Below are 16,495 nucleotides of genomic sequence, written 5' to 3'. Positions count from 1 at the left end.
GGGTCCTTCCCGAACAGCGTGCGCGCCGCGCCGGCCGTCACCACCGAACCCGTGATCACCACACCCACTCCTCCGAAGCCCGCCGCGGTCTCGCCCTCGCTGGCCTCCTGCTCGACCAGCGCGGTCGCGGTCTCGATCGCGTCGGGCAGGGTCGCGGCGGTCACCACCCGTTCCGGCCCGAACCGTTCCTCGGCGCGCAGCGCCAGCGCCTCGACCTCCATCGCGCGCGGCGAACCGTTGTGGGTGACCACGATCTGGTCGAACGCGGGTTCCAGGCCGGCCAGGATGCCGTCGACGTCCTTGTCGGCCATCACCGACACCACCCCGACCAGGAAGCGGAAGTCGAACTCCTCCTGCAGCGCCTGCGCCAGCGCCGCGGCCCCCGCCGGATTGTGTGCCGCATCGATGAAAACCGTAGGGGCGCTGCGCATACGTTCCAACCGCCCGGGCCCGGTGACCGCCGCAAAGCCCGCTCGGACCGCGTCGACGTCGAGTTGGCGTTGCGCACCGGCGCCGAAGAACGCCTCGACTGCGGCCAGCGCCAGCGCCGCGTTGTGAGCCTGGTGTTCACCGTGGAGCGGCAGGAAGATCTCGCTGTATACCCCGCCCAGGCCCTGTATTTCGAGCAGTTGACCGCCCACCGCCGTCTGGCGGGTCAGCACCGCGAACTCCGAATCCTCGCGGGCCACCGCGGCGTCGGCGCGAACGGCTTGGGCCAGAAGCACTTCCATCGCCTCGGGCGACTGCCGACCGATCACCGCGACCGTGTCGACAGGTACCAGATCGTCGCCTTGTTTGGTGATGATGCCCGCCTTCTCGGCGGCGATGTCGGTGACTGTGTCGCCGAGATAGTCGGTGTGGTCGACGCCGATCGGGGTGATCACGGCCACCGGCGCGTTGACGATGTTGGTGGCGTCCCACTGGCCGCCCAGGCCGACCTCCACGACCGCGACGTCGACGGGCGCGTCGGCGAACGCGGCGAACGCCATCGCGGTGACCACCTCGAACTTGCTCATGGCGGGCCCGCCGGCGGCCGCGGATTGCTCGTCGACCAGGTGCACGAACGGTTCGAGTTCACGATAGGTCGCGACGTATTGCCCCGGGCTGATCGGTTTGCCGTCGATGGAGATACGCTCCACCGCCGACTGCAGGTGCGGGCTGGTGGTGCGGCCGGTGCGGCGGTGCAGTGCGGTCAGCAGCGCGTCGACCATCCTGGCCACCGAGGTCTTGCCGTTGGTGCCCGCGATGTGGATCGACGGATAGCCGCGCTGGGGCGAGCCGAGCAGTTCCATCAGCGCCGCGATGCGCGCGGTGCTGGGCTCCAGACGGGTCTCGGGCCACCGCTGGTCGAGCAGGTGCTCGACCTGCAGCAGCGAAGCGACCTCGTCGGGGGTGGGCGCGGGATCGGTCATCGCAGAGCGGCCAGTCGGGCCGTGATCCGCTCGACTTCCTCCCGCGCCACCTGCTGGCGGCCCCGGATCTTGTCCACCACCTCGGCCGGCGCCTTGGCCAGAAACGCCTCGTTGCCCAGTTTCTTGGTGGTGCCCTCCAGTTCCTTGTTGGCCGCCGCCAGATCCTTCTCGAGGCGGCGCCGCTCGGCGTCCACGTCGACGGTGCCCGACGTGTCCACCTCCACCACCACGGTGCCCCGCGACAGCCGCACCTCCACGGCCGCCGAGGCGCTCAAGCCGTCGTCGGCGTCGGTGAGCCAGGCCAGCGAGCGCACCGCCGGGATCTGGGTGTCCACGTCGCCCTCCGCGGTGCCCGCCAGCCGCGCGGGCACCTTCTGCCGGTCGGCCAGCCCCTGGTCGCTGCGGAACCGCCGCACCTCGGTGACCAACTTCTGCATATCGGTGATGCGTTGGGCGGCAACCGGATCCAGGCTGATCCCGGACGGTTCGGGCCACTCGGCGATGACGACGGACTCCCCGCCGGTGACCGCCTTCCACAGCGTCTCGGTGACGAACGGCATCACCGGATGCAGCAGCTTGAGCAGGGTGTCGAGCACTGTGGCCAGCACTGCGGTGGTGTGCGGCGTGTCGTCGGCCAGTTGCACCTTGGCCAACTCGACGTACCAGTCGCAGAACTCATCCCACGCGAAGTGGTAGAGCGCCTCGCATGCACGGCTGAACTCATAGCTTTCGAAGGCCGAATCCACCTCGGCGCGAACCTCTTCGAGCCGGCCCAGGATCCAGCGGTCGGCGTCGGTGAGTTCGGCGGTGTCGGGCAGGGCCGCCGGCGCCGCTCCGTTCATCAGCGCGAACCGGGTCGCGTTGAACAGCTTGGTGGCGAAGTTGCGTGAGGCGCGGGCGGTGTCTTCACCGATGGACAGGTCCCCGCCGGGGTTCGCGCCGCGCGCCAGGGTGAAGCGCAGCGCGTCGGCCCCGTACTTCTCCATCCAGTCCAGCGGGTCGATGGTGTTGCCCCGCGACTTGGTCATCTTGCGGCCGTGCTCGTCTCGGATCAGCCCGTGTAGGAACACATTGCGGAACGGCACCTGCGGGTCGCGCGCGCCGTCGAGGGTGATCGCCGGGTCGTCGGCGACAAACGTGCCGAACATCATCATCCGCGCCACCCAGAAGAACAGGATGTCGTAGCCGGTGACCAGCACGGTGGTCGGATAGAACTTCGCCAACTCCGGGGTGCGGTCGGGCCAGCCCATGGTGGAGAACGGCCACAGCGCCGAGGAGAACCAGGTGTCGAGCACGTCGGGGTCCTGCGTCCAGCCCGGCGGCGGGGTCTCGTCGGGCCCCACGCAGACGGTCTCGCCGTCGGGTCCGTGCCAGATCGGGATGCGATGGCCCCACCACAGCTGCCGCGAGATGCACCAGTCGTGCATGTTGTCCACCCACGCGAACCAGCGGGGTTCCAGACTGGCCGGGTGAATGACGGTGTCGCCGTTGCGCACGGCGTCGCCGGCGGCCTTGGCCAGCGACTCGACCTTGACCCACCACTGCATCGACAGCCGCGGTTCGATCGGTTCGCCACCGCGTTCGGAGTGACCGACGCTGTGCACGTAGGGCCGCTTCTCCTCGACGATTCGCCCCTGTTCGGCCAGCGCCTCACGCACCTTGACCCTGGCCTCGAAACGGTCCATGCCGTCGAAAGTCGTTCCGGTGTCGGCAATCCGGGCCTTGGTGTCCATGATGTTGGGCATCGGCAGCGCGTGCCGCAGGCCGATCTCGAAGTCGTTGGGGTCATGGGCGGGGGTGACCTTGACTGCGCCGGTGCCGAATTCGGGGTCGACGTGCTCGTCGGCGACGATCACGATCTCGCGGTCGACGAACGGATGCGCCAACGTCTTACCGACCAGATGCCGGTAACGCTCGTCGTCGGGGTGCACGGCGATCGCGGTGTCGCCGAGCATCGTCTCGACGCGGGTGGTGGCGACGACGATGTGCGGTTCGTCATCGCGCATGGAGCCGTAGCGGAACGACACCAACTCACCCTCGACGTCCTCGTATTTCACCTCGAGGTCGGAGATCGCGGTCTGCAGCACCGGCGACCAGTTCACCAGCCGCTCCGCCCGGTAGATCAGCCCGGCGTCGTAGAGCTGCTTGAAGATCATCCGGACCGCCCGCGACAGACCCTCGTCCATCGTGAACCTGTCCCGGCTCCAGTCCACACCGTCGCCGAGCCGGCGCATCTGGCCCGCGATGGTGCCGCCGGACTCGCGCTTCCAGTCCCACACCCGCTCCAGGAACAGTTCGCGCCCCAGGTCCTCCTTGGTCTTGCCGTCGGCGGCGAGTTGACGCTCGACCACGGCCTGGGTGGCGATGCCCGCGTGGTCCATCCCGGGCAGCCACAGCACCTCGTGGCCCTGCATGCGCTTGCGCCGGGTGAGCGCGTCCATCAGCGTGTGATCCAACGCGTGGCCCATGTGCAGGCTGCCGGTGACGTTCGGCGGCGGCAGCACGATCGAATAGGGCGGCTTGCTGCTGGACGCGTCGGCGGTGAAGTACCCGGCCTTGACCCAACCTTCGTAGAGGTCGCTTTCCACCGCCCCCGGGTCCCAGGACTTGGGCAGGGCGTCAGCGGCGGGTTTCGGGCTCGCGGTCACTCCGCAATTCTAGGTAGACGTGCCAAGTGACTTGGGCCACCGCCCGCACGCGGGTGTCCGGCTACTTCTTACCGCCCAGCAGGCCGCCGAGGATGTCGCCCAATCCGCCGCCCTGCTTACCGCCGAGCACGCTGCCCAGGATGCTGCCCAGCGGGTTGTCGCCGCCGCCGCTGCCGCCACCCGCGCCGCCGAGGATGCTGCCCAGGATGTCGGCGAGCCCGCCGCCGGACTGCGTGTCGGCGGGGGCGCCGGCCGTCGAGCCCGTCAACTTCTTGCCGATGTAGGCCAGCACGATCGGGGCGAGGATGGGCAGCAGCTTCTGGATCAGCTCGCTGTTGCCGGCACCACCGCCGGCCAGCGCCGATGCCACCTGGTTGCTGTCGTTGCCGCCGAAGATGCGGGCGACGAACTGATCACCCTGCTTGGCGTCGACCTGGTCGACGTCGACCCCGCCGTCGAGCAGGTTGCTGGAGCCTTGCTCGGCGACCGTCGACTCGAGATCGCCCGAGTCGACCTCGCCGGACTGGACGTTCTGCGCCATCCCCCCGACCAGGGCGGGCACCAGCGTGCGGATGGCGGAATTCACTTCGGCTTCGTCGGCGCCGACCTTTCTCGCGATGTCTTGAACGGGGATCTGTGCGAACAACTCGTCGAGATCAGCCACTGCCTGCCCACCTTCGTCGCCGGATATGCCGTTACGACGCTAGTGCACTCGCTGCTGGTGCACGGGCGTTCGCCGGCGGTGAGGTCAGCCCAGCCGGGTGGTGTCCAGCGAGACGCCCGCCGCGGGGAACCGCGCCAGCAACGCATCACCCATCGCCGCGGCGGGGGTGAGCACGCCGCGCAGGTCCGAGAGTCGGTCGCGGTCGAACGTCAGGGCCAGTGCGCTTTCGCCCAGCAACACCGCGGTGGCCTTGTATCCGGGGTCGCCCTGCTGAGACATGGTGGCCCGGTAGCGCGCGCCGGTCGTGGTGGTGGTGTAGGTCTCGACGGTGTAGTGACCGCGCTCGCGGACCTGTTCGCTGGGCCCGGTGCCGGGTTTGGGGGCGATGCGGTCGACGAGCTTGTGCGGCACCCGGTCGAAGAACCGGCTGCCCAGTCCCATGGCCAGGGCGTTACCGCCGGCCGCCAGGGCCGCGGCCGCCGGGGCCAGCGGCGACTTGCCCATGCTCATCTGCTCGCCGTACTCCACCCGACGGCCGTAGGCGTAGTCGAGTAATGCGTTGCTGCGCCGAACGATTCGGGTGTTGATGGCTGCCATCACGAACGGACCCACCCAGTATCCGTCCAGTTCGGGCGCGATCTGCCCACCGCGCCGCCACCGCAGGTCCGGTTGTTCGCCGAGGTCGGGTTCGGCGCCGCGGTCCGGGGTCAGCGTGTAGGGATCGTTCATCAGCCGTCGGGCCTCGGGATCGCGGGAGGCCACCCGCATCACCTCCAACATCGAGGCGGCGGTGCCACCGGAGACCCCGCCCGCGAAGGAGCGCACCACCAGGTTGGTGTCGGTGAGTTCACCTTCCTGATCCTGCTGTGCGCGACGGTACAACGCGAAGACGGTGAGATCTGAAGGGATGGAATCGAATCCGCACGAATGCACGATGCGCGCGCCGGTGTCGGCCGCCTGCTTGTGGTAGAGGTCGATGCTCTCGCGGATGAACATCGATTCGCCGGTCAGGTCGGCGTAATCGGTGCCCGCCGCCGCGCACGCTGCCACCAGCGGCAGACCGTAGCGGGCATACGGACCCACGGTGGTCACCACCGCCTGCGTGCGGGCGGCCATCGCGTTGAGGGTGGACGGCTGGTCGGCGTCGGCGGTGATCAGCGGCCACGACTGCGCCTTGTCCCCCAAGGTCTCCCGCACCGCCAGTAGCTTGTCCGGTGACCGCCCGGCCAGCGCGATGCGGGCATCCCCGGCGGCCGACGCCAGGTATTCGGCGGTGAGTTTTCCGACGAAGCCGGTCGCGCCGTAGAGGACGATGTCGAATTCGCGCTGCATGACCGCGACGCTACCCGAGGGTTTCCGGCGGTTCGACGTCCTCACCGAGCACGTGACGGCTCAGGAAAGCGAGCACCACCTGGTACCAGATCTTGGCGTGTTGCGGGCCGCGCACCCAGTGGTTCTCCGACGGGTAGTAGAGGAACTGATGTGGGCTGGTGCCGTCGTCGGCCGCGGGCAGCCGCGATTCGCTCAGCAGCTGATACCACAGCCGCAACGCCTCACCGATCGGCACGCGGTAGTCCTTGTCGCCGTGGATGACCAGCATCGGGGTGTTGATCTTGTGGATGTGGCGGTGCGGGGAGTTCTGCGCGGCCATCTCCGCGGTCATCTCGCGCTGCCAGTAGTAGGCCGAATCCGTGGTGGCGCCGAACTGATCCAGCGCCCACAGGCTGGCATGGGTGACGATCGCATCGAAGCGATCGGTGTGCCCCGCGATCCAGTTGGCCATGTACCCGCCGAACGAACCACCCATCGCCGCGGTCCGGTCGGCGTCGACGCGCGGGTGCGCGCACGCCGCGTCGGTGGCGGCCATCAGATCCTCGTACGGTGCGCGACCCCACGCGCCCCACCCGCGCTGGATGAAGTCCTGCCCATAGCCGGTGGACAACGCCGGATCCGGAAGCAGGACCGCATAGCCACGGGCGGCCAACAGCCACGGGTTCCACCGCCAGTGCCAGCAGTTCCAACTGCCCAGCGGGCCGCCGTGCACCCACAGCAGCAGGGGCGCCGCGTCGTCACCGTCGGGTAGCACCAGCCAGGACCGCACCCGGGTCCCGTCGGCGCCGGTGGCCTCGATCTCGGTCACCGTGCCGGGCAGTCTCGGCTGCCCGACGCACGGCAACTCCGTCACCGCGCCGTCCGGATCGATGCGCACGGGATGGGGCGCCACGGCGTAGGAACTGCGCAGCGCGTAGACCATATCGCCGGGCACCGCGGTGATGTCGGTGTAGGCGTAGTCGTCGAACGTCAACTGGGTGACGGTCTCGTCGGCCAGGTCCACCCGGAATATCGGTGCGCGGCCGTCCTGGTCGGCGGACACGATCAACGCCGTACCGTCATCCGTCCACGTCACCGTCGACGGCCAGCGATCCCAGCCGGCCGCCACGGTGGTGTGTTCGCCGTTGAACCGTAAGCAGCACAGGGTGATTCGCGGCGCCCGTTCGGGTGTCGAATACGCTTCGCGCAGGTAGGCCACCGCCGATCCGTCGGGTGCGATCACCGGATGCCACAGGTCGGCCTCGGGGTCGTCGGCGATCACGGTCCGTTCACCGGTGTCGGTGTCGATCCGGGCCAGCACCGAGCGTCGCGACCCCGCCGCGGCGGGCACCTGCCAACCGGTCACCACAAACGTGCCGTCCCCGCTGATGTCGAAGTCCGTGCCGCGCAACGCGTTTGCCGGTGTCTCGGTGAGGTCGCGGGTCTGGTTGTCGGTCAAGTCCAGGTTCAGCAGGTGAGGCTGGGCGGGGCCGAGGTCCTCGTCCCAGTGCCGGACCGGATACCCGGTGTGCAGGATCGCGGTGATCTTGCCGTCCTTACGCAGTTCGCGCAGCCGACGGTCGTCGTCGATGCTGCGCGCCGACGGCAGCATCGGAGCGCGCACCGCAACCCGGTCGACCTGCCGCGCGGTGCGTACGGCTTCGACGCCGCCGGGCAGCGACAGCACCTCGAAAGCCTCGCCACCCGCCACGGGCAGCCGCCACAGCGCCGCGGGCGGTTCGTCGTCGTCGGCGCGGGGCCGCGCGGCGACGAACAACAGGTCACCACCGGCGGTGAAACTCGGTGCGGACTCGCCCTTGGCGCCGCGCGTCAACCGCCGCGCCGGCTGTCTGCCCGCCGGGTCGAGCTCCCAGATCGCGTTGACGTATTCGGTGCGTTTGTCGTTGAGCTCGGCCACCGTGGTCACCACCCGGGACCCGTCGGGCGCCACCGCCAGCCCGGAGATGCGAGGCAGCGCGAGGTAGTCGTCGAGGTCGTGGAACGGCGTGGAGTCGGGCATGCCCCGTTCGTAGCACAGCGGCGCCCGCCGGCCTCGTCCCGCGACCCGACCCCCGCGCCGAAGGCGAGGCGCTACGTTCGACGGATGCCGAAATTCCTGGTGATCGGCGCGGGCGTGGCCGGGCTGGCGAGCGCCATCGCCCTGCAGCGACACGGCCACGACGTCGCCGTGATCGAGGAGCGCACCGACACGTCGTCGGGCGCGGGCATCAGCATCTGGCCCAACGCCCTGGCCGCCCTCGACGACATCGGGGTGGGCGACGCCGTGCGCGACGCCGGCGGCCGCGTCACCGCGGGCGCGTTGCGTTGGCGGGACGGCCGCTGGTTGCGCAGACCCTCGCCGCAACGGTTGATCAAGGCGCTGGGGGAACCGTTGGTGGTGATCCACCGCAATGCGTTGGCCACGGTTCTCGCCGGTGCGCTGGCCGACGGCACCCTTCAGTACGGCCGCAGCGCCAGTGCCGTGCAGGCCACGCCCGGCGGCGTTCGGGTCACGATGGCCGACGGCGCCACGATCGAGGCGGACGCCGTCATCGGCGCCGACGGCACCGGCTCGGTGGTGGCCCGCCATCTCAACGGTGCGCTGGCCCATCACTACGTCGGCTACACCGCCCGGCGCGGAGTGGCCGACTTCGCCGTCGACCCCGACGTCGCCGGCGAGGTCCTCGGGCCCGCCGTGGAGTTCGGCCATGTCCCGCTCGGCGCCGACCGCACCTATTGGTTCGCCACCGAACGCACCGCCCAGGGCGGCGTCTCACCGCAGGGCGAACTGACCTACCTCGCCGAGAAGTTCGCCGACTGGGCCGACCCGATCCCCGAGGTGCTGGCCTCCACCGACCCCGACGCGGTGTTGCGCAACGACATGTTCGACCGCGATCAGGCCCGGCACTGGGCCCGGGGGCCGATCGTCATCGTCGGCGACGCCGCCCACCCGATGCGCCCGCACCTCGGCCAGGGTGGCTGCCAGGGTCTCGAAGACGCCGCGATCCTCGCGCGCTTCGTCGCCGGAGCCAACGACCTCGCGTCGGCGTTCGCCGGGTTCGCCCGGTTTCGCCGACGCAGAGTACGGGCAGTGGTGCGCGAGTCGGCGTTGGTCGGCCGGATCGTCAACCTGCCGCCGTTGCTCAGCGCCGCGGCGAGCCGCGCGACGGTGCTGGCGCCCGAGGCGTTGGTGACCCGGCATCTGGCCACGATCGCGGCCCGCTCGGCGTTCGTGCCGCCGAGCGAAAAAGACCTGCAACCGGCGTGAGGACTCCGCAGGTCAACGAGTTCAGCGTGGTGTCGCCAGCGCGCCCAGCGGATTGAGCAGGGCCGAGCACATCTGCCGCGGGTTGATGAAGCCGAGCAGCCCGCGCGTCGGCATCGCCGCGCAGCCGGTGGCCGTGGCCGGGGCCGTCGGCGTCGCGGACGCGGCGGGGTTGCGCCACACCGCCGGGGACGCGGCCTGCGCACCGCACTTCGGCCATGCCTTGAGGCCCTGGGTGCGCAGGACGTTCTCGGCCACCCGGATCTGCTCGGCGCGCGGGGCATGCGCGGGATTGCCCACCCCACCGTTGGCCGCCCAGGTCGCCTGCTTGAACTGCAGCCCGCCGTAGTGGCCGTTGCCGGAGTTGATCGCCCAGTTGCCACCTGACTCGCACTGGGCGATCGCGTCCCAGTTGACCGAGTCGGCCTGCGCGGTGGCCAACGAGGACTCCGAAAGAGCCATCGGCACCACGGCGAGCGCTCCGGAGATGGCGGCGGCCCACAGGCCCTTGGTGACAGCCTTACGAATGTTCATCACTGCGGTCCTTCCCCGACCGTTTGACACAAGGCCCGCACGTGAGGAGCGGTGCTCCCGCGATGCGGCTATCCGGTGTGTCGGGTGATGAACATCACCTGTTACTGAAGGTGTGGAAGTTTTATTCGTTACTTATCTGGTGTAAGAGTCCTCTGAGAAAGCAGTGACGGTGCCGGACATGGCGTCCGGCACCGTCATCGCTTGTCTATGCGGGCTGCCCCGAGGTCAGCCGCGGCCGCCGCAGCTCGGCCATGCGCCGATGCCCTGCGACTGCAGCACGTTCTCCGCAACGCGGATCTGCTCGGACTTGCTCGCCTGGTGCGGCATACCCGAACCGCCGTTGGACCGCCAGGTGCCAAGGCTGAACTGCAGGCCGCCGTAGTAGCCGTTACCTGTGTTAATCGACCAGTTGCCACCGGACTCGCAGGCCGCGACGGCGTCCCAGTTCACGCTTTCCGCATTGGCTGTCCCCGTCGCGATCGCCATCGGGGCCAATGCGAGCGCCCCAGCGAAGGTGGCCAGGCCAAACGTCTTGCGGATGTTCTTCAACTTCGATCCTTTCGGACGAGCGCGCACCAAGAACACCCGTGCGGAGGCACGGGCGCAGCGGCCTGTGACACAGGCGAAGGGATGGGGCCGCACCGTCTCGGTCAGGTGCGACAGCGGAAGGCAAGAACGTGCCTCGCCGACATTCGGGCCGACGGCCGCCGAGGTCGGTTTCCCCTCGAACAGCTCCCACTCACGCGCAGGTTCGTGGTTTTGAAATTATTTGCTCTGATCGAGCCGTTTCGGACCGTACAAACCAATTCCGGGAAAGTCATGTCGGGTGTCGGACGTGTCGCGGTTAGATCACGGACAGATCACGACCGGGCATGGCCGGTGTTCATGCTGGTCATTCGCCGCTTTGACGTCGTCGTGGAAACGGGAGATCCGGCGTGTCCCCGTGAGCTATCTCACGGGTAATTTGTGACCCGGGGCACGGAATAGATCGCCATTCTCGAGCGCTGGATACCCCTGAGCGGCCCGCGAAACACCAACGGCGCGGGGAAAACCGCCGTTCAGCCTGCCGATGACCGGGTGAACTGGCAAATGGGTTCGCTGACTGTGGCGTCGGTGGTTCATTCATCAAACATGTTGCAACACTCGACTACACTATCTCGCCGACTGCGGGTAGGCCGCGATGAGCGCACACGTCCGACCAGGGTCCTACCCGCGGGGTCCGCTCAGTTGCGTTGCATACCAGGTTTTTACAGCTGACGAACCGGATGCGTACCACGTCGCGATCGGCCGGCGGCACGCCTCGCCGCCTGGCACCATCCGTCAGCGCAGCCTGCGGCGGCGTCTCGGACGCGAAATGCACCGCCGGAGTTGACCCGAAGCGCCGAAATGACAGTCGAATTCGCGACCAAATGGCATGGAATTCAGCGGGTTGGCGCCCGAAACTCTAAGGGAGTCAGGCGGTTTCACACCTAGCGCGCTAGGCCGGAGCCCGCCATCGGTCGAATATCCCGCACGCCGACCTCGTCATATAACGATAAATTAACGAAGAAATAGCGGGCCAATAATTCGGGCCGCTCAAACATAAATTGACAATTATGCGATTGCTAATTTGCTGGCTAGCTGCGGGGTGGTGGCGGCGGCCAGGTCGGCCGCGGTGTTGATGTTGGTCAGTGCACGCTGCTCGGGCATGACGATCCGTTGGGTGTCCACGGTGTGGACCAGCGCCCGCATGCTGCGCTCCCCGGCCGCCACCAACTCGGTGATCCGGGTGTGCAGGCTGGTCCGGTAGATCCCGGCCAGATAGTGCGCGCGGCCGTCCCACGGCAACACCACGTCCGCCCCCAACCGCACCGCCGGCCCCACCAGCTCGTCGATCAGGTCGGCCGACAGGAACGGCATGTCGACGGCGCACACGAACGCGAGCTCGAGACCGGCCTCGGCCGCCGCGCGCAGCCCGCGACCGGTCGCCAACAGCGGGCCGACACCGCGGATCTCGTCCCGCAGAACCTCGGCGTTCAGGGCCGGGAGGGGCTGGCCCGGCGCGGCCACGACGTAGACGGGAGCGCAGCGGGCGCCGACGGCGGTCACGGTGCGCTCGACGAGGGTCTGCCCCTCGAACATCACGGTGGCCTTGTCGCGGCCCATCCGACGGGATGCCCCGCCGGCCAAAACGATTCCAGCGAGGGGCACGGGGGTCGTCACGTCAGTGAGACTAGTCGACGGTCCAGGTGTCTTTGCCGCGCAGTAGCGACTGCAGCGCCGCCGCGTCGTGGGCCTTGGCCTGCCGGGTGGCCGCCAGCTGGTTGCGGGCCGCGTCGTCGTAGGTCGGCTTGCTGACCTGTCGGAAGATACCCATGACCATGTGTTCGAGATTCTGCTCGGACAGCCGCGACAGCGAGAACGCGTATCCCGGGTCCTGCAGTTGGGCATCGTGCACGACGATCTCCTCGGCAGCCACGTCGGCGGTCTTGGCCACCTCGAGGCTGAAGCCGGACCGCACCACGCAGTATTCGCCGTCGGCGCCGAAGGTGATCGGCTCACCGTGGCGCAGCGTGATCAAGCGCTCCTCGGCGCCCTCCTTGCGCAGCGCGTCGAAGGAACCGTCGTTGAAGATCGGGCAGTCCTGCAGGATCTCCACCAGCGCGGCGCCGCGGTGCGCGGCGGCTGCCCGCAGCACCTCTGTCAGCCCGGCCCGGTCGGAGTCCAGCGCACGGCCGACGAACGTCGCGTCGGCACCCAGTGCCAGCGACACCGGGTTGAACGGATAGTCCAGCGAACCCATCGGCGTAGACTTCGTGACCTTGCCGACCTCCGAGGTCGGCGAGTACTGCCCCTTGGTGAGCCCGTAGATCCGGTTGTTGAACAGCAGGATCGTGAGGTTGACGTTGCGGCGCAGCGCATGGATCAGGTGGTTGCCGCCGATCGAGAGTGCGTCACCGTCGCCGGTGACCACCCACACCGACAGGTCCTCACGGGCCAGCGCCAGGCCGGTGGCGATCGTCGGGGCGCGACCGTGGATCGAATGGAATCCGTAGGTCTCCAGGTAGTACGGGAAGCGGCTCGAGCAGCCGATGCCGCTGACGAACGCGATGTTTTCGCGCCGCAGGCCCAACTCCGGCAGGAAGTTGCGGATGGTGTTGAGGATGACGTAGTCACCGCAGCCGGGGCACCAGCGGACCTCCTGGTCGCTGGTGAAATCCTTGCCCTTCTGGGGTTGGTCAGTGGTCGGTACGCCACTGGTGCCCGCCAGGCCGAGGTCGACTCCGATCAGATCTGTCATGCCATTGCTCCCACGCCGCTCGCGTCAGTGTCTTCAGCCTCGATGGTGGCCGCCGCCAGCCGAGCGAATCTGGCCTTGTCCGTTTCCTTCTCGCTCAACGTTCCCTCGAGGGCGGCGTCGATGATGCCCTCGACCTCGTCGGCCAGATACGCCATGCCCTCCACCTTGGTGACGGACTGGACGTCGACCAGGTACTTGCCGCGCAGCAGCAGCGCCAGCTGGCCGAGGTTCATCTCCGGCAGCACCACCTTGGGGTAGCGCCGCAGTACCTCGCCGAGGTTGCCCGGCAGCGGGCTGAGGTTGCGCAGATGCGCCTGGGCCACCTTGACGCCCCGCTTGCGCGCGCGCCGGCACGCCTCACCGATGGGTCCGTAACTGCTACCCCAGCCCAGCATCAGCAGTTCGGCGTCGCCGGTGGGGTCGTCGACCTCGAGGTCGGGCACCGTGATGCCGTCGATCTTGGCCTGCCGCAGCCGCACCATCAGGTCGTGGTTCTTGGGCTCATAGGAGATGTTGCCCGACCCGTTGGCCGCCTCGAGTCCGCCGATGCGGTGTTCGAGGCCGGGCGTGCCCGGGACGGCGAACTGGCGCGCCAGGGTTTCGGGGTCGCGTGCGTAGGGCTGGAACGGTTCACCGGATTTCGCGAGCTTGTGCTCGATCGGCGCATAGCTGGCGACTTCCGGAATACGCCACGGCTCAGAGCCGTTGGCGATCGCGCCGTCGGAGAGGATGACGACCGGGGTGTGGTAGGTCACCGCGATGCGCGCAGCCTCCAGGGCCACCTCGAAGCAGTCCGACGGCGAGCGCGGGGCCAGCACTGCCACCGGCGACTCACCGTTGCGCCCGTAGAGCACCTGCAGCAGGTCGGCCTGTTCGGTCTTGGTCGGCAGGCCGGTCGACGGGCCGCCACGCTGGACGTCGATGACGATCAGGGGCAGCTCCGTCATCACCGCCAGCCCGAGAGCCTCGGACTTCAGCGAGATGCCTGGCCCTGAGGTGCTGGTGACACCGAGCGCACCGCCGTAGGACGCGCCGATGGCCGCGCCGATTCCGGCGATCTCGTCTTCGGCCTGGAAGGTCATGATGTTGAAGTTCTTGTGCTTCGACAGCTCGTGGAGGATGTCGGAGGCCGGGGTGATCGGGTAGGTGCCCAGGACCAACTGCAGATTGCTCAGGTGCCCGGCGGTGACCAGCCCGTAGGCCAGCGCGGTGTTACCCGAGATCTGCCGGTATTCACCGGGGGCCAGTTTGGCCGGCGCCACCTCGTAGGTGCTGGCGAAGGCCTCGGTGGTCTCGCCGTAGTTCCAGCCGGCCTTGAGCGCGAGCACGTTGACCTCGGCGATATCGGGCTTGGCGGCGAACTTCTCCCGGATGAAGCCCTCGCTGTGCCGCAGTTCGCGGCCGTACATCCACGACAGCAGTCCCAGCGCGAACATGTTCTTGGCGCGCTGGCCATCCTTCTTGGACGCGCCGATCGACTCGACCGCGCCCAGCGTCAGCGACGTCATCGGCACGGCCTGCACCACGTAGTCGGAGAGTTCCTCGGACTCCAGCGGATTGGACTCGTAGCCGACCTTGGACAGGTTGCGCTTGGTGAACTCGTCGGAGTTGGCGATGATCAGCCCGCCGCGCGGCAGGTCCGAAACGTTGGCCTTCAGCGCCGCCGGGTTCATCGCGACCAACACGTCGGGCCGGTCACCGGCGGTCAGGATGTCGTAGTCCGCGATCTGAATCTGAAACGACGACACACCGGGCAGCGTGCCCTGCGGCGCACGGATCTCGGCAGGGTAGTTCGGTTGTGTGGCAAGGTCATTGCCGAACAGCGCGGCCTCGGAGGTGAACCTGTCGCCGGTGAGCTGCATACCGTCGCCGGAGTCTCCGGCGAAGCGGATGACAACTTTCTCCAGCTTCTGTCGTTCCCGTGTGGGTCCTGCGGAGCCGCCACCTACCTCGTCGCCTGGAGTGGCGCCGTTGCCGTTCGCCCGCACTCGCCTGCCTTCCGTCGAATTTCGGCCGTACCGATGGATGTCTACCGAGCCGCAGTCGAACGACGCGCTGTCGGCGAACCTCCGTTGGATTTTTTATGTCACTGCTAGTACCGATTATTGCACTTCTCTTAGGTAGCCCTTGACCCGACCCGCGGATACCGCATGGGTTACCTCACCTTGAACGCACTGCTCAATCCGCGTGGCGACGGTCGTGATGAGACAAAACTGTGTCATTCGTCACCTCGACGAGACAACCATTTCTAAGGATTTGATTACTCCGCGGTAACCCCGCTGCTAGCACCTCAGGCTGAGCGGTCGGCCACCGCCGACGCCCGCCGCTCGTGCCAGCGCAACCGCAGTAGCAGCAGGTGGCGGTGCGCCCGGAAGCCGGCTGAAAGCGGGTCACGCCAGGCCGGCGTGGTTGCCTTCGATCTGGTTTCACTGTGCACGACCCAATTGTGCCGTGTTCGCGCGGTGACGACGAGTCGGCTCGCGCTGCGCGGCCGCCTAGGCTGAGGACCATGCGGTGCGCGACGTGCGGATTCTGCGGTCAGGTCGTCGTCTAGTGGGGCGGGTCACAGCCCGACGACGGGCCCAGCACGTCACCGCCGACGACGCGGTCGCGCGCCCCGAAACCCTGGTGGTGGAGGAACCGCTGGAGATCCGGGTCAACGGCAACCCGATCACCGTCACCATGCGCACGCCCGGCTCAGATATCGAACTGGCTCAAGGTTTTCTGCTCACCGAGGGGGTTGTCGGCCGTCGCGAGGATGTGCTCACGGTGCGCTACTGCAAAGGCGCCGGCCCCGAGAACCTGAACACCTACAACGTGCTCGACGTGACGTTGGCCACGGATGTCGCGATGCCCGACCTCGACGTCACCCGCAACTTCTACACCACCTCGTCATGCGGGGTGTGCGGTAAGGCGTCCCTGGACGCCGTGCAACTGATCAGCCGTCACTGCCCGGGCGATGACCCGTCGGTGGTCGCCGCGGACACCCTCTCGAGCCTGCCCGCCCGGTTGCGCGACGCGCAGAAGGTGTTCGCCGCCACCGGCGGTCTGCACGCCGCAGCGCTCTTCGACGTCGACGGCACACAGCTGGCCGTGCGTGAGGACATCGGCCGCCACAACGCCGTCGACAAGGTGATCGGCTGGGCGCTCGAACAGAACCGGATCCCGCTGACCGCCACCGTGCTACTGGTCAGCGGGCGCGTGTCCTTCGAACTCACGCAGAAGGCGGTGATGGCGGGCATTCCGGTGCTCGCCGCGGTGTCCGCGCCGTCGTCGCTGGCGGTGGATTTGGCCAGCCAGTCGGGCCTGACGCTGGTGGCGTTCTTGCGCGGCGAGTCGATGAACGTCTACACGCGTCCCGACCGGGTCAGGCGCTAGCCG

At 68.3% G+C, this 16,495-nt stretch carries 12 protein-coding genes; 2 read left to right on the top strand and 10 right to left on the bottom strand.

The genetic code is table 11. The annotated features are described in order from the left end of the window. The 5 genes from folC to ABQE89_RS20700 all read right to left on the bottom strand — a co-directional run. A partial coding sequence (gene folC / locus ABQE89_RS20720) for a bifunctional tetrahydrofolate synthase/dihydrofolate synthase (RefSeq protein WP_448420061.1) occupies positions 1-1,412 on the bottom strand: 1,412 nt, incomplete at its 3' end. Next, a complete protein-coding gene (locus ABQE89_RS20715; RefSeq protein ID WP_448420060.1) occupies positions 1,409-4,060 on the bottom strand; it encodes a valine--tRNA ligase in 2,652 nt (883 codons plus the stop codon). The genes ABQE89_RS20715 and folC, both read right to left, overlap by 4 nt. A 61-nt stretch (positions 4,061-4,121) precedes the next feature. Next, positions 4,122-4,724 (bottom strand): DUF937 domain-containing protein, encoded by a 603-nt coding sequence (locus tag ABQE89_RS20710; RefSeq protein WP_448420059.1) that lies wholly within the window; start codon positions 4,722-4,724, stop codon positions 4,122-4,124. 84 nt (positions 4,725-4,808) lie between these two features. After that, positions 4,809-6,056, bottom strand: a complete 1,248-nt coding sequence (locus ABQE89_RS20705) for a saccharopine dehydrogenase family protein (protein WP_448420057.1) — start codon at positions 6,054-6,056, stop codon at positions 4,809-4,811. 10 nt (positions 6,057-6,066) lie between these two features. After that, a complete protein-coding gene (locus ABQE89_RS20700) occupies positions 6,067-8,055 on the bottom strand; it encodes a S9 family peptidase (protein ID WP_448420055.1) in 1,989 nt (662 codons plus the stop codon). A gap of 84 nt (positions 8,056-8,139) precedes the next feature. Here ABQE89_RS20700 and ABQE89_RS20695 point away from each other — a divergent pair, with 84 nt between their 5' ends. Then, complete coding sequence (locus ABQE89_RS20695) at positions 8,140-9,303, top strand: FAD-dependent oxidoreductase (RefSeq protein WP_448420053.1); 1,164 nt, start codon at positions 8,140-8,142, stop codon at positions 9,301-9,303. Positions 9,304-9,324: 21 nt separating this feature from the next. On the opposite strand, the gene ABQE89_RS20690 is transcribed toward ABQE89_RS20695, so the two are convergent. The 5 genes from ABQE89_RS20690 to ABQE89_RS20670 form a co-directional block, all read right to left on the bottom strand. Continuing rightward, entirely contained in the window at positions 9,325-9,834 is a 510-nt protein-coding gene (locus tag ABQE89_RS20690) for a transglycosylase family protein (RefSeq protein WP_448420051.1), read from the bottom strand. Between the two features lie 225 nt (positions 9,835-10,059). Continuing rightward, positions 10,060-10,383 (bottom strand): transglycosylase family protein, encoded by a 324-nt coding sequence (locus tag ABQE89_RS20685; RefSeq protein WP_448420049.1) that lies wholly within the window; start codon positions 10,381-10,383, stop codon positions 10,060-10,062. Positions 10,384-11,427: 1,044 nt separating this feature from the next. After that, positions 11,428-12,036 carry a molybdenum cofactor guanylyltransferase gene (gene mobA / locus ABQE89_RS20680; protein WP_448420047.1) on the bottom strand — a complete coding sequence of 203 codons (609 nt, stop codon included), beginning with the start codon at positions 12,034-12,036 and terminating at the stop codon, positions 11,428-11,430. A 10-nt stretch (positions 12,037-12,046) separates the two neighbouring features. Next, positions 12,047-13,114 (bottom strand): 2-oxoacid:ferredoxin oxidoreductase subunit beta, encoded by a 1,068-nt coding sequence (locus ABQE89_RS20675; RefSeq protein WP_448420046.1) that lies wholly within the window; start codon positions 13,112-13,114, stop codon positions 12,047-12,049. Next, positions 13,111-15,102 (bottom strand): 2-oxoacid:acceptor oxidoreductase subunit alpha, encoded by a 1,992-nt coding sequence (locus tag ABQE89_RS20670; RefSeq protein WP_448420044.1) that lies wholly within the window; start codon positions 15,100-15,102, stop codon positions 13,111-13,113. Before ABQE89_RS20670 ends, ABQE89_RS20675 begins: the two co-directional genes overlap by 4 nt. 565 nt (positions 15,103-15,667) lie before the next feature. On the opposite strand from ABQE89_RS20670, the gene fdhD reads away from it, so the two are divergent. Further along, entirely contained in the window at positions 15,668-16,492 is an 825-nt protein-coding gene (fdhD, locus tag ABQE89_RS20665; protein ID WP_448420042.1) for a formate dehydrogenase accessory sulfurtransferase FdhD, read from the top strand. The last annotated feature ends 3 nt before the right edge of the window (positions 16,493-16,495 follow it).

Source organism: Mycolicibacterium sp. XJ1819 (assembly GCF_053483675.1).
This window is presented reverse-complemented; position numbering and strand designations above follow the sequence as displayed.

Excerpts from the sequence above, each read along its gene's own strand:
- ABQE89_RS20705 (WP_448420057.1), bottom strand. The coding sequence starts at position 6,056 with ATGCAGCGCGAATTCGACATCGTCCTCTACGGCGCGACCGGCTTCGTC.
- ABQE89_RS20700 (WP_448420055.1), bottom strand. The coding sequence starts at position 8,055 with ATGCCCGACTCCACGCCGTTCCACGACCTCGACGACTACCTCGCGCTG.
- ABQE89_RS20695 (WP_448420053.1), top strand. The coding sequence starts at position 8,140 with ATGCCGAAATTCCTGGTGATCGGCGCGGGCGTGGCCGGGCTGGCGAGC.
- ABQE89_RS20690 (WP_448420051.1), bottom strand. The coding sequence starts at position 9,834 with ATGAACATTCGTAAGGCTGTCACCAAGGGCCTGTGGGCCGCCGCCATC.
- ABQE89_RS20675 (WP_448420046.1), bottom strand. The coding sequence starts at position 13,114 with ATGACAGATCTGATCGGAGTCGACCTCGGCCTGGCGGGCACCAGTGGC.